The 15,211-nt window shown below is 45.3% G+C and carries 10 protein-coding genes; 1 reads left to right on the forward strand and 9 read right to left on the reverse strand.

The genetic code is table 11. The features are described from left to right. Window positions 1-260 precede the first annotated feature (260 nt). From ACFQ0C_RS39065 to ACFQ0C_RS39105, 9 genes are all read right to left on the reverse strand, one after another. Window positions 261-1,106 (reverse strand): AraC family transcriptional regulator, encoded by an 846-nt coding sequence (locus tag ACFQ0C_RS39065; protein ID WP_258213210.1) that lies wholly within the window; start codon window positions 1,104-1,106, stop codon window positions 261-263. Between the two features lie 155 nt (window positions 1,107-1,261). Continuing rightward, window positions 1,262-2,335: a Gfo/Idh/MocA family protein gene (locus ACFQ0C_RS39070; protein ID WP_379375357.1), complete on the reverse strand. Its 1,074-nt coding sequence runs from the start codon at window positions 2,333-2,335 to the stop codon at window positions 1,262-1,264. Window positions 2,336-2,379: 44 nt separating this feature from the next. After that, entirely contained in the window at window positions 2,380-3,648 is a 1,269-nt protein-coding gene (locus ACFQ0C_RS39075) for an alpha-L-fucosidase (protein ID WP_379375359.1), read from the reverse strand. A 122-nt stretch (window positions 3,649-3,770) separates the two neighbouring features. Next, entirely contained in the window at window positions 3,771-5,447 is a 1,677-nt protein-coding gene (locus ACFQ0C_RS39080; RefSeq protein ID WP_258213213.1) for an ABC transporter substrate-binding protein, read from the reverse strand. A 67-nt stretch (window positions 5,448-5,514) separates the two neighbouring features. Next, window positions 5,515-6,411, reverse strand: a complete 897-nt coding sequence (locus ACFQ0C_RS39085) for a carbohydrate ABC transporter permease (RefSeq protein ID WP_258213214.1) — start codon at window positions 6,409-6,411, stop codon at window positions 5,515-5,517. A 25-nt stretch (window positions 6,412-6,436) separates the two neighbouring features. Then, window positions 6,437-7,327 (reverse strand): ABC transporter permease, encoded by an 891-nt coding sequence (locus tag ACFQ0C_RS39090; protein ID WP_379375390.1) that lies wholly within the window; start codon window positions 7,325-7,327, stop codon window positions 6,437-6,439. Window positions 7,328-7,633: 306 nt separating this feature from the next. Further along, window positions 7,634-9,937, reverse strand: a complete 2,304-nt coding sequence (locus ACFQ0C_RS39095) for a helix-turn-helix domain-containing protein (protein WP_379375362.1) — start codon at window positions 9,935-9,937, stop codon at window positions 7,634-7,636. A gap of 79 nt (window positions 9,938-10,016) precedes the next feature. Next, window positions 10,017-11,285, reverse strand: coding sequence for a nickel pincer cofactor-dependent isomerase, group 22 (locus ACFQ0C_RS39100; RefSeq protein ID WP_379375364.1), 1,269 nt, complete (start codon window positions 11,283-11,285; stop codon window positions 10,017-10,019). Window positions 11,286-11,341: 56 nt separating this feature from the next. Then, window positions 11,342-12,130: a helix-turn-helix transcriptional regulator gene (locus tag ACFQ0C_RS39105; RefSeq protein WP_379375366.1), complete on the reverse strand. Its 789-nt coding sequence runs from the start codon at window positions 12,128-12,130 to the stop codon at window positions 11,342-11,344. Window positions 12,131-12,302: 172 nt separating this feature from the next. Between ACFQ0C_RS39105 and ACFQ0C_RS39110 the strand changes: the two genes are divergently transcribed. Beyond that, window positions 12,303-14,561, forward strand: coding sequence for an FAD-dependent oxidoreductase (locus tag ACFQ0C_RS39110; protein WP_379375368.1), 2,259 nt, complete (start codon window positions 12,303-12,305; stop codon window positions 14,559-14,561). Window positions 14,562-15,211: the final 650 nt, after the last annotated feature.

Raw genomic sequence — 15,211 nt, forward strand, 5'->3', positions numbered from 1 at the left:
GAACCAGCCTTTGCCCGTTTGTTGGTCTGCAGAAATTTTTTAATATTAGTAGCGTGCTTCTCAACTCGTGACAAGCGATGTGTATACAAAACTATGAGAACATAAGCGCTTAATAATTTGAAGTAACACTTCCTTTTTCTCATCGCATTATTTCCACTTTTTACGCAATAAACATTGAAACCGCATTCATTTTATGTCATGCGTTTATTATAACCTAAGCTGAAGTTGGCGGGATTCCGTAAACTTACTGAAAAACTACACTATCTTACGATGTTCGTATCGTTCTTTTTATATTCATAGGGGGTTACGCCATACATCTTTTTAAACATTTTATAAAAATGGCCTGTATGCTTGAACCCGACAGCCTCCAAAATTTCAACGACGGACATTTCCGTTTGGAGCAGCAGCTCCCCTGCTTTGCGTAAACGCAGCTCCGACAAGAAGCCGCTGAAGGTTACTCCCGCTACCATTTTGAATAACGAGCTGAAGTAGTTGGGCGATACCGAAATCCTAGCTGCCGCTTCCTTCAACGCAAGCGGTTTCCTTATATTTTGTTCCATATAATCGATGACTTCCCGGATGGCTTGCTCATACCCTGATTCAGTGGACCGCATCCAACCATTAACCTCACGGCTGATGATAACCAAAAACTTCAGCAAATCTGCTCGAACCGCATATTGATGGTAGGACTCCTTGGCTTCCAGCTCGCCCTTAATATCCTCCATCAAGCGCTCGATTACAATTTGGGAACGCGGCGACAGGTTGATCAGCAGATGCTGATTCAAAGTAACACTTGCTAATTCCCGGATCGTTTCCTCAAGCAGTGAAGGCATGAAATCCAGCTGTACGAGTTCAAACGCATGTCCTTCAAGCGGCATAAAGCAGTGCATCGTGTAAGGTGGAATAGAAAACAGATCTCCGCGCATCAGGTCCGTCTGCTCATGCTGTATCACATGACGGCAAACCCCGCTTAGAACATAACAAATTTGTAAATATTCATGCCCATGCTGGACAGAAGTATAATTGGTTTCATTGCGGATTTGGAATTTGATTGGAAATTCCTCCTGCATAAAATCTTTATACCGAAAAACAGGTGAATGTTCCACTCTTCACACCTCCGTATCCATGTAAATAACCTCTAGAAATGAAACTACTTGTATTTTAAATACTATAAGGTAGGAAACGCAACAATTAAAAAAGCTGGCCCCTAAGTTGGAGTCAGCTTTTAGATGTTATCTAGGGTAACTACAGGGCAATACGGTTACTCAAATGCATCAATAATCATTTTGAACAGCAGCAGATCTTCCTTGGAATCCTCCAATGTTGTTTTGGGCTGAAACCCTTTCGTCACAACCTCGTGAAAATATTCCAGTTCTACCGTGTAAGCATCTTTGAAGCTCGGCCGCTCCACGGTTTTGTTAAAGGCTTCACCCACCGTCTCCTCAATGATTTTGGTTGTCGGCAAATGACGGATATATGGGGTGTCATACTGAATAGTAATCGCCTTTTGATTGCCGTAAATTTGAATATGCGCATCGAATCTCCGTATGTTGTCCACTCCGGTTTCAAACGTAGCATTGTAGCCGTCGAATTCAAAGATAGCGTTCATAAATCTTCCGCCATTCCATTGAGTAGCGGCTACGACCCGCTTCGGAAACCCGATAATTTCTCGCATCGCCGACAGATCATGGCTGCTCAAGCCACAGAGCAGCCGGTAAGCGGCTTTATGTGCTGCCGGGGCATCGCCAATTGCCTGCAGCACCATTCGTCCAGCGCGCTCCTGTTTATCGCGCAACGCTTCCTCCGGAATATCGGTTGGACGCAGCACATGACTAGATTGGTCGATAAATAATCGGTTGGCGCCAATAATATCCCTGATTCGGGCATAATTAATTTTACCCAACTGCTTAACTTCCTCCACAGCACTCACATAAGCAGGAGCGAATCGTCTCATATAACCAACCATCACCTGTCTGCCTGCCTCGTCTCTCGCTCGAATGATCGCATCTGCATCTTCAACGTTTAAGCAAACCGGCTTTTCGAGCAGCACATGTTTCTTGTTATTCAAGGCTGATATTGCGCAATCTGCATGATATTCATCACTATTCAGAACAAACACCGCATCCAAATTTTCCTGCTTCGTTAATTCATCCGCGTGCTGATATCGATTGCTTAAGCTTACGTTATACCTTGTACCTATAGCATCCAATAGCTGCTTGGAAATATCGCATATTGCGGCAATCTCATAACGGTCCGATAATGATTCCAGTATAGGGAGATGTATAATTTGGGCGACTTCGCCCAATCCGATAATTCCGACTTTTATCTTTTTCATGATAAATTCGTCTCCTCTTCGTACTATCGTCAACCCAATTACGTTTACTCGCTTACCGCTTCATCGAACTCGAGCTTAAGAATCATCACGGTACCTGTAAGCTCATTGACAGGAAGGTTTCTAATTCGCAAGTAAGGTCTCTCCCTCCATGCCCACGGAATCATATCTACAGTCGCCTCCAGCTCCCTTCCATCATTGAGCAAAGTTGCTTTATTAGGAACCTTATTGAGCGGTTTCAATACAATCGAATTGCTTTGAGTGTCTTTATGAAGATGAATGTAGAGGGTGTTTCCCCGACGAGTCGCCAGCGCCTCATCTCGGACCATTCGCCGTGCGGAGCCTTCCATCGTAATTTCATCACGGAATATCATATCGGATGCCGGAAGAGCATCTCCGAAGGACTCCTTCACACTGTGGTACCACTCCCCTATGTTCCTTAAAGCCTCTACATTCTCCTCAGCAATCCTGCCATTAGGCTTAGGACCTACATTCAGCAAGTAATTGCCGCCCATTGCCAGAATCTTATCGATGCTCTGCATAATGTACTTATTGCTGTAATAATCCTCGTCCTCTTTATATCCCCAGCTTTCCCGGCCTAGCGCCTGACATGCTTCGGTTGGTTTGGTAAAAGAGCCTCCTTCGGGCACATGCCTCTCAGGGGTGTTGTAGTCACCTTTACCAGGACCACGGTCATTAATCAGAATTCCCGGCTGAAGCTCCCGGATCATCTCATTTAAGCTCGGATCCTCATGCTCAGCCACATTGACATCCCAAAAAAGCTGATAAATCTTACCATACTTCGTACATAGTTCAATCAACTGGTTCCGAACATACTCATAATACTTATCGATATCAGGATCATCGCCTGCACGAGGGCCAAACATTTCATGATGCCTTCCTTGGTTCGGATAATTCGGGTGATGCCAATCGGGACAAGAATAGTATAAACTCAGCGGGAAATTTCTCCGATGGCAAGCCTCTGCCAGCATCCCCAATATGTCTTTGCCGTAAGCGGAATTCATGATATTGTATTCCGTGTGCTTCGTATCCCACATGCAGAATCCATCATGATGTTTCGTCGTAAAGCATACATATTGCATCCCTGCTTGCTCCGCCATATCCAACCATTCATCCGGATTAAATTCCACCGGGTTGAACTCATGAATGAGCTTCTCGTAATCCTTACGCTTCATATCTCCACGCCATAAGATTTGCTCATGCCATGCTGGAATCGCATACAATCCCCAGTGAACGAACAAGCCGAACCTTCTTTCGAAAAACACATCGCGTGCATCCTTAAATCTTGTTATCATACTTACCCCTCCTGAATATCGCTTTTTCGTAGAAAACTCTCAAAATAAAGGTCGCCCTCCAACAAAGTCTCATTGGAGAGCAACCATATGCTGCCTGCTTCTTTCAACTACAATTTTTATCCTTATTTCTTCTTGAACTTCGCATCATAAGCTGTTTGATAAATTTCCAGGTATTTCTTGATGTTCATGTTGTCGAGATTTTTAACATAAGCGTCCCAGTTCTTATCAATATCAGAGTCTCCTGTTATAAAGCGGGCCATCATCTCTTTGACATGATCCAGAATCGTTTTCTCCAAATCTGCAATCTCCGATGCCTGATCAGCGGTAAAGAACACAGGCGGCATTACCTTATCGATCTTCATTTGGTATGGCTCCATTTTTTGTTTCGTTTGATTATACAAAATAACCTCTAGCGGCTGTTCCGGATTTTGTGCTTCCCCTAAACGGAAATCATTCGACCGATAGCTCGGGCCCGTTTGACCCCAGTTTACATTTTGTACGCCGCCCCAAGGTGTCAGCTGCTTCCAAATGGCAGGCTTTCCGTTGATGCCGATTTCATTCTTTTCCGCGTATCTCCATTCCGTACCTTCACGTCCTGCATACCATCTAAGAGCTGTATCCGGCGAGTTAAACAAGAAGTCGGCCAAACGGAACGCTGCTTCCGGATTTTTTGCGTTTTTCGTAATAATATATTGCCCATTGCCTACTACATAAGGATGATAAGCTGCATTCTGGAAACCGTTCGGTCCTTTTAATGGCGGAACCGCTTCATAAGTCAGCCATCTGCCGCTGCTCGCTCCTAATGTCGTTAATGAACCCATGTTATGGCCGGAGGAAGCACCTAGGATTACGGTATCCGGGTTTTCACCCAATTTTTTCAACTGATTGTTATCCTGAGTCATCGCTTGCGGATCAATCAAGCCCTCAGCATAAAGCTTGCGTAAATATTTTAAGCCTTCCTTCCATTCAGGTTTGTTATAAGGCACCGTAACCTTGCCATTATCCAAGTACAATTTTCTTGTATCATGATCATAAGTAAACGCATTCATAATGAAAGAATCCAGCATTTGCGTTTCGAATAAATTACTTGCCGATGCTTGAATAGAGCCAGAGAGTGGAATTTCATCCGCCTTTCCGTTACCGTTAGGGTCCTTCGTCTTAAACGCTTTCAACACCTCGTAAAACTCATCGGTAGTTGTAGGCATCTTCAGACCTAATTTATCAAGCCATGGCTTATGAATCCACATTCTTTGTTTATACATACAGTGATAGCATTCGTTGACCTGCGGCAGCGCATAGATTTTCCCGTCAGGTGCAGTGATCAAATCCTTGTAGATCGCATTTTCGCTAAACATCTTTTTCATTTCCACGCCATACTTTTCGATTAAATCGTTCAATGGGAGGAACACACCTTGACTGCCATTAATCATCATCTGTGTTGGCGAAACCCCGAAGCCCATAATGACATCCGGATAATCTCCGCTGGACAGAACAAGGTTTAATTTCTCCGTGGCGGACTTCTCAGGCGCTACTTCCCAATCGATCTTTATATTGGTCTTTTGCTCCAGCCATTTGGTAAATTCGTTAGTGGAAAAGTCTTCAACCGAAGCGCTTCCCTTCACCAATATTTTGACTGTTGTCTTTTCGTTAGTTATCGGGAACTGCCCTGCCGGATTGACGTTCGAGGTCGCTTTCTTGCCGTCATCTTTTACTGCGGGTTCTGTTCCGCTGGAACAGGCGCTCAATGCCAAGCTCAGTCCTAATACGGCGGATAAGCAAATGAGTGTAACTTTTTTCAAATAAAACCCTCCTCTAATTTTTCTGATAGCAAAACCCGCATTGTAAGCATATGCTTCCCCTGGATGACTAACCTTTTAAAGAACCAATCATGATCCCTTTCACAAAATATTTTTGTACAAACGGGTAAACGATCATTAAAGGTGCTGTAGCTACGATTATCAGCGAGTATTTCAAGAGCTCTCTGAGACCCTCTCGTTTCGCCGCCTCCTGTACATCAACAAGCATGTTCAGATCCACATCATTCTGCACAAGGATATCTCTTAACACAAGCTGCAAGGGATACAAATTCTGACTCTTCAAATAAATCAATGCGTTAAAAAATGAATTCCAGTGCCCTACAGCATAGAACAAGGTGATAACCGCAGTTATCGGACCGGATAGAGGAAGCACAATTTTCCATACAAATTGAAAATCTGTACAGCCATCCAGCTGGGCAGCCTCCAGCAGCTCGTCAGGAATAGTTGTCTGGAAATAGGTTCGAGTAATGATCATATTCCATATGCCTAGCGCGCCAGGCAGCAGCATCGACCAGGTAGTATTAAGCAAACCCAAATCCCTTACGAGCAAATAGGTCGGAATTAAGCCCCCTGAAAACATCAGTGTGAATACAAACAGGAACATAAATATATTTCTGCCGTAAAAATCTTTTCTGGATAAAGGATAAGCTGCCAGAATCGTCATGATAACGTTAATCAAAGTCCCAACAACCGTGTAATAAAATGAATTCATGAATCCGCTCAAAATTAACTTATGTTTAAAAACTGCATAATACCCATCCAATGTCGGATCGATTGGCCACAGCCATACTCTTCCCGATACAACGGCTTCGGAACTGCTTATGGAAGCGCTTAAAATATAAATTAGCGGATAAAGAATGGTTACCAAAAACAGGGATAATATGATATAGTTGAGAATTGTGAACAGCCGATCCATTTGTGATTCTCTGATTGACGAATGCTCCATTGTGCTCTCCTTTCCATTCCCCCTCTTACCATAGGCTCTCCTGCTTGGTCTTCTGCGCAATCTTGTTAACAGCCACAAGAAGAAGAAGATTGATAACGGATTTAAATAAGCCAATTGCTGAGGAATACGAGTAATTCATAGCTTGTGATGCCAGACCGACCTTATAGACGTACGTATCGATAACTTCCGATGTCCGAATATTTAGCGGATTTTGCATAAGCAGCACTTTCTCGAAGCCGATATCGAGCATATGGCCTGTATTCAGAATTAATATAATAATGGCTATCGGCATAATACCAGGGATGTCTATGTGCCACATTCGCTGCACCTTGTTCGCACCGTCGACAACAGCTGCTTCGTGCAGTGAAGGATCGATGCTGGCAAGAGCGGCCAAATAAATGATGCAGGAAAAACCAACGCTTTGCCATACTCCCGACCAAACATAGATGGACTTGAAATATTCGGGTATGCCCATAAAACTGACTGGCTCGAAGCCTAGTCCTTTAATAATGGAATTGACGATACCGTTTCTGGGATCAAGCAATTCCAGAATAATACCAACCATAACAACAACAGATATAAAGTGTGGAGCGTAGGTGATCATTTGTACCGATTTTTTGAAAAATTGGTTTTTAACATAGTTCAAGCTGAGTGCGAGAATAATTGGAAACGGAAAGCTGGCAAACAAGCTGTAAATACTTAATACTATTGTGTTGCTCATGAGCCTCCAAAACTCATACGAATCAAAGAACCTTATAAAATGCTTAAAGCCTACCCACTCGCTCCCCCATATACCCTTGGTTACTATAAAGTTTTTGAAGGCTATTTGGGCGCCGTACATCGGTATATATTTAAATATAATAATGTACAGAACTGGCAGGGCAATCAATACATACAGACGCCACACTTTCCTCATTTTCTTGAGTGGAGTGCTGCTTCTGGCCTTTGCACTAACTTTCGTTTGAATTCCTGTTGTTTGTTTAAGCGCTTCCAAAAATTCACCTCCTTTAATTGATCAGCTTCCCCCGAAATCGAATCAGGACATTTTAAAGTTTGGGCTTGTGATATGTTTTCCCCCTCTCTATCCTTACTCATCCTACGATAAGCCGTTACCCGGGTCGTGTAAATGTGAAAGCCTGCAGTTTGATGTGCAGGCTTTCAGATAAGCGATGTGCAGTTGAGTGTGTGATGTGCATTAGTTAAGAATACGCTTACATTTTGCTTATAAACGGCGGAATTCCGATGTGCTGACCGCGTTTATACGCTTAAAAGCTCTGCAGAACGTGTTGGACGAGCTATATCCTACTTGTTGGGCTATTTCATAAACCGGCAATTGCGTCGTTGACAGCAGCTCCTTCGCATGAGTCATACGAAGCTCCTCTAAATAGTCAGAGAAATTAACACCCGTTTGTTCTTTGAAAAATTGAGACAAGTACCCTTTGGAAATGTTCATCCTGTCCGCAACGGAATCCAGACATAGCTCTGTCTGTGAATAAGATTCATGGAGCAAATCCAGTATTTTTTCTTGAAGCTGCACATTTTGACTTTTCTTATGATCATTGACGAAATCGCAAACTTGAAAGTACACCGATACGAGTGAACGGTAGTTTTTCTCTAACCCTTCATAGGAGGCTGAATCCGCCGAAAACGGCTTCATCTGATCCAAGGCCGCGCCTTCTTCCATGCCGACCTGTGGCAGCAGCTTAACAACCGTTCCCCACATTTCATTCATGAACAGCCGTAGCATCGGTACCGATAAGCGGCGCTCATTAAAATTAATTTCATGAAGCTCATCCAGTAGCGAAGCTACCGCCGTCTGCTCTCCCGCTTTGGCAAGATTACTCATCCGGTGCTCCAGATCTGAAGGATAATAGTAGCCATTATTTTCTTTGGGCAGCTCTTCAAAGCGCATAATCCCGTTCATATTTCTCCATGTTAAATATTCTAAGGAGCGCTTGGCTTCCTCATAGGAGCGGGAAACATTCAATAGATCCTCATGAGGATCTCCTACTCCGAATCGGGTCATCATATTCAAACGGGTGCTTATCAAATCACTGACATCGCCAATTACTTCCTCTATATAAGCGCGGCGCTCCGCCGGATTGTTACTGCCGAAAGCGAACAGCAGAGCAATCTGGTCTTCGGCAACATCATGCCAATGTACATTAGCCCCCATTTCATCTCTTAAAATATCTTTGACCATGATGCGCTTGACATCAAGCTCTTCCAGCACATCCCTGTCCAAACCGCTATCATATCCCCTCAGTTGAAGGATAGCCGCCAAAAAATAGTTCCCCTGCATCTCAATTCCAACATGCTGCAGCAAAACAGAAATTTCTTTATGAGCCACATATTCCCCCTTCAGCAGCCTCTCGAAGAGCGCCGCCTGCAGTAGAGGAGCTTGCTTCTCCATCTTTTTTTGCAGCTCTTGATTATTATCGATCAGCTGTGAGACGGAGTCCCGAATGAATCGGTACGCATCCGAACCATAATAGCCGTCGCCATTCGTTCTCTCCACTATCGTCTCCATGATGCTTCTCAGCGGACGGCTGTTCCGGTAGGCTATCAAATAAGCAATTAATAGTCCGACAGCCAAAAAGACAAACGCAAAAGTGAAGGTAATATTTTTAATATACAACACTTTTTTCAATACTACGTACGCAGGCTGGGCAACCAAATAGGTCCATCCATTGTAGCTTGAGGTCGTATAGGTAACCATCATCTTCTGTCCATCAATATCCTGAATGATGCTTCCATGCTTCCCGGATAAGCTGCTCCTGTCGATCAAATAAGAAGAATCACCTGACGAAACGGAGCTTATTACCTCACCGCTCTCATTAATGATATACGCCCATCCGCCGCCGGATAATTCCAGGCCTCCTAGCAGCTTTTGGATCTCCCGGTTATCAACGGTGATCGCCACAGATCCCTGTGAAAGGCCCGGATAACCCAAGGACTGTATATAAGTAAGTAAGGAATAAGGGCTTCCATTAACCATGACTTCCTGTGCAGGGAGCACCTTGCGGTGATATTGTTCACCCATAAATAAACTTTTCCATGCTTGCGGTTCTATATTGGTATATTTAAAATATTTCTGAAAGTCGGGCAGTAAAAAAGTCGAATTTTCTGCTAATACCACGCCGCTATTTTTATAAAAAACGAAATAGTTGAAAATAAAATTATTCGATAAGCTGTAATTATAAATGCTTTTGCGCGTTTCCATGATACGGTAAGTATTAGCGCCCACGAATGGCTCTGTGATGGTCGTGAACTGCATAATTCGAGTATCGTTCGCAAGCTGTACCCCAATAGAGGATATTTCGGACAGTCTTCGGTCCATAATATCCCTGCTTTGCTGAAGCAGATTCATATTAGAAGCCGTTACTTCCTTCTCCATTTCAACCAGCGTTTTATTGTAAATAACCCAACCTACCAGGAGGGGAAGCAGTAATAACAACATGTTAGGCACCAGAAGGCGCAAGAAAATCCCCTTACTACCGGTCCTGTTACGTTTCACATACCACATCAAGGTTCCCTCCATGCGTTGAAGCTTGATTTCATTGAAATAGACTTCCTCCAAGCAGACAACGAGGTGATATAAGAGCTCAGTTAGGCCAAGCTGTAAAATTCCCTTGTTCATCGAAGCTCATCGGCTCGGGTGCGCCAATAATTTCTATATCAGAGCGCTGCTTAATTTCCGGTATCAATGATTCGGATACATACAGGTGTTCCAAATGAAGCGTACTGTGAATTCTCGCAAATCGCGCCAGCTCTGACTTCACTCCCCAATTGGCCTTCAATGCCGCAGTTAAAGCTTCCTTATCATTTTCCAATATAATAGGAATCATCGCTCGATGAAGAAACGTGCTCGTAATAACGTTTTCATTTGTTTTCTGAAAATCAATCTTATCGAATAATCTCTTGGTAGTCAGATCAGCCAAACCGATTCCGAGAGCATTACCATGACTTTCTTCACTTAAATCACCTGCAATTACGTATTTAATGCGCGGCTTATCAAAGTCATCCACCCCATGAATCCTGACTCTGCCTATAATATTAGTATCCATGCCGGTACCGCTGTAGTTTTTGCCAATATGGTCCACCATTAATATATCCAGATCCTCTACAGGCAAGCAAGGCATATATGAAGCGGATAGTTTAAGCAATTCTGCTTCACGCACAGGGATTAATTCCTTAGGAATGGCTTCGATAAGCGCTGTTTGCTCCAATGCATTCTCCACAATCCCGATACCGCATAAAATGTTAGCTTTCTCCAGCACGACTTTTGCCACTTCAGGCATCATATCCCGGATTCCAATGACTCCATGGTGATGAAGCGCCAGCGCTTGCTTATGCTTTCCCATGCCGATTGCCGCCATCTTCATTAAACCGCTTTCAAATCCGTGTGGAGATTGAAAATCCGTATGCACTTTAATTCGGCCTATAATAATAATTCCATCCGCTTCCCAAGCATGCCGATCCGTATATACATCCACCCCTGCCGAAGTACTTCCGATATGGGCGACCTCCATAGAAGAAACAATAGGAGCTCCACAGAATGCCTCTGTTACTCCATAGCCGTGCAGCACCTCTACCTGGCCTTCCGCTGTTGCTCCCCCGTGACTGCCCATTGCGGGAATTATAAAAGGAGCTGCGCCCCATTTCTTAAGCTGGCTTACAACTGCACGAAGGATAAGATGAATATTGGCTATACCTCTGCTTCCTGCTGTAAGGGCAATACGCATACCTGGAGTGATGAGCGGTTTCATCCCTATACGCAGCATTTCCTCCATTACCGTACTCTCGATATGCTCCACGGCTATCATCGGCCCTTGCAGCTTCTGCTTGATTCTTACCACTTTTGGATATTCCATAACAACCCCTCTTCCTGATTTTGTTTTATAAAAGACTTAATACTAATCATAACAGACTAGATACGATGCGACTTGCGGTAAGCCGAAGGGGAAACCTTTATTTTCTTATTAAACATCCGGCTGAAATAAAAACCGTTCTCATACCCGCACTGTTCAGCAATCTGCTCCAAAGTCAGCTCTGTTTCAAGCAGCAATGTTTGTGCTTTATGCAGCCGAAGCGAAGTTAAATAATCCATTGGAGTTTGCCCGTAAACAGCTTGAAAGCGGCGTGTGAATTGCACAGGGCTCTGTCCCAGTTCCTCGGATAGCTGCTTTAACACCACCCGGCCAAAGGCATGCTCACTAATTTTGCGTGCTGCCGACTCTATACATACGTCCGTTTCAATTGGACCTCGATGTTTGGCACGAGCCTGATCAGCCTCTACCATGGCCATCTGCCATAGATCCTTGAGCAAATGCCCCGTACGAGCGAGCTTCACATCATCAGCGGGTTGAGCGGATAATCTCTCTAGATAGTAATAGTTGGATGCTAATCTACTACGGTCCATAAGCGGAATTACGACGGGAAGCTCAGACTCGGGCTGAGTGTTCCATTCAAAGCGGTAGAAGTGAAACGATAACGGCTCCAATATTTCCCTCTCAAACAGCATTAGCGGCGGACATATAACCAAATCACCAAATCCCGCTTCCCCCTGAGCCTCTCCAATTCGATAATGGAAGCGTCCTTCCGTCACGGCAAAGAGTACCCATTCCGCATATCTGTCTTCTGCCAGCTGAAAAGCTTTCTTCTGCTTCCAAAATACTTGAGAAATTATTAAGGGCTCTAAGCAGGATGGCAAAAGCATAAGATATCCAGCCCCTTCTAGTCATTGAAATTTTGTATATATTGATGTTAATTCAGTGCATGTAAAAAGTAAATACGATCTATTAAAATAAAGCTGATACCGAGTATGAAAGCGATTTAGCAAAAAATCAATAGGGATTGAAATTTATTACAAGAACAGGAGTGTGCTGCAGGTGAAAACTGAAAGTATCCAAACGGACATTACGGTCATCGGTGGTGGATTATCCGGGGTCAATGCTGCTATCGCCGCCGCGCGACTGGGGCGAACAGTCGCCTTGATTCAAAACCGGCCGGTGCTGGGAGGCAATTCCAGCAGCGAGGTACGTGTATGGGTGTGTGGAGCGACAGCACACGGTACGCATCGTTATGCCCGTGAAACTGGAATTATGGGCGAATTATTTGTCGAGAATCAATTCCAGAACCCGGATGGCAATCCGTATTTCTGGGATCTCGTTGTGCTTGAAGCCGTCCGGGCAGAGCCGAATATTCAGCTCTTCTTGAACACAGATGTGCATGAAGTGGAGGCTAGCGGCAGCAAGGATGACCGGAGTATCGAGGCTGTAACCGGATGGATGATGGGATCGGAGCGGCGCATTCGGTTTGAGAGTGAGATGTTTCTCGATTGTACCGGTGACGGGCTCGTCGGTTTTCTGGCGGGAGCCGAATATCGGCTGGGGCGCGAGGCCCGCAATGAATACAATGAAGAATGGGCGCCCGAAATTGCGGATGATATCACGCTTGGGAGCAGCATTTTATTCTATAGCAAGGATGTCGGGCATCCGGTCAAGTATGTACCTCCAAGCTTCGCCAAGGATATTACCCAAACCAGCATTCCTATTAAACGCGTTATACGAAGCGGAGATAACGGCTGCGCCTATTGGTGGATAGAATGGGGCGGAGAACTGGATACGGTACATCAAAATGAGCGAATCCGCGATGAACTCTGGTCCGTCATATACGGAATTTGGAATTATATCAAAAATTCCGGGGACTTCGAAGCCCAGAACATGACGTTGGAATGGGTTGGGGCTCTGCCCGGCAAACGCGAATATCGCCGTTTTGTAGGCGATTATGTATTGAATCAGAATGATATCATCGCACAGCGGGAATTCGAAGATCGGGTTGCTTTCGGCGGATGGTCCATCGACCTGCACCCTCCTCAAGGTATGTACTCGACGGAAAGCGGCTCCAAGCACATGCATATGGATGGCAGCTACCATATCCCCTTCCGCTCGTTATATTCGATCAACGTGTCCAACCTGCTATTTGCCGGGCGGAATATAAGCGCTTCCCACGTTGCCTTTGGAACAACGCGGGTTATGGCAACATGCGCGGTAATCGGCGAGGCCGCAGGTACGGGAGCGGCGCTTGCCGTCCAGCATGGCACAACGCCCCGAGGCGTGTATCAGCGGCATTTGGCGGAGCTGCATCAAACACTGCTGCGGCAGGATGCATCGGTGCTTGGTCTGGCGGGAGCTGACGCTAGCGATCTGGCGCGGACGGCAGCGTCTGTTACCGCATCAAGCACGCGGCAGCTGCTCTCAGTGGAAGAGCCGGCGGAAACGTACCCGCTGGACCATGATGCCGGCTTGCTGATGCCGGTTTCAACGGCGCTGGAGAAGCTGGAGCTGTTGATTGATGCAGCTGTGGATGGGACGCTGGAGGTCGAGGTGTGGAGCACCGGACGCGCGGAGAACTATGTACCGCATACACTTCAGGTCAGCGGCACAGTTGAGGTATCCGCAGGTGAAAACCAATGGGTCTCAGTGGCCTTGGATTGGAAGCCGGAGAAATCACAGAACGCATTCATTGTCATCAAGGCAAACCCTGCGATTTCATTGTATCTCTCCAAAGCTCCGCTCAGCGGTATCCTGGGGTTCCAACGTGGCGCCGATGCTCGAACGGTGAAGGAGCTGGAGGATCACCATCACGATCAACCCGTTGTTCTGTGGAGCATGCGCAAGCTGGTACGCAAGCCATTCTGCTTCAGAGCTTTCCCTCAAACTTCCGCGTTTGCTGCTGAGAACGTTGTTGATGGCTACTTGCGTCCATATGGAGGGCCGCATCTATGGATGTCTGAACCTCTTTCAGCTGGAATTGAGGCATGGGTTGAGCTGACTTGGCAAGATACGGTTACTGTTGGTGAAGTCCACCTGACCTTTAACGATGACGTAAACGAGGATCTGATCAATCTGCATCATCACCGAACTGAATTTGAGGTCATTCCTGAGCTGGTACGCGATTACCGCATTGAAGCATGGATAGATAGCGATCAGGCATGGAGTGTATTGCATCGGGAGACAAACAATCACAAGCGCAAGCGCGTTCACCGCTTGAACAGTGCTGTGCAGGTATCCAGGCTGCGTGTTGTAGCAGAGGCGACCAATGGGAGTCCGAGCGCCGAGTTGATTGAGATCCGCGTCTATTCCTGACTTACGTGAAAGGGACTGTCCCAAAAGACATTTTGAGACAACCCCTCCACCATTTTATCCTGAATAGATGGTAGCAAAAGAGCCCTCAATTCCACTTTAAAAGTTGAAGGCTCTTTTGCACATTCTTATGTATTCTTAGAGATGAATAAGATGAGGTCGCTTTCCAGCGCGTGCTCATCGCGGGTATCGAGTTCGTGGTTCGTGGTTCGTGGTTCATGGTTCATGGTTCGTGGTTCATGCTTCGTGGCACGTGGCTTGTGGCTTGTGGTTCATGACTTGTGGTTCATGGTTCATGGTTCGGTTACGGCATTGCAGGGCAGTCTGGCGCACTCCGTGCAATTATCAGGAAAATGTCAAGTTAGTTATTCCGAAAATAGCGTTCCAAGTCTTATAGCTAGAATTCCTCATGCTAATTTTACGTATTTTGGCTGATATCGACCATTTCACCTCTATTAGAGTTAGTTTTTCCAGTTAGATTGATTTCAGGCGATATCCACGCTGGATTAGCGTGAGGATTTCAGGCTGTCGAGAAAGTCTCGGCAGTCTTTTTTTCTTTAATATAATTCACCAATTCACCGCGTTAATTTGATATAATATAGTAAATAAGTTGGAAAGTGGTGATGTCTATGTTTCGCTCTAATCAAAGAGAT

Source organism: Paenibacillus sp. GCM10027630 (genome assembly GCF_042676305.1).
In the GTDB taxonomy this organism is placed as follows: Bacteria; Bacillota; Bacilli; order Paenibacillales; family NBRC-103111; genus Paenibacillus_S.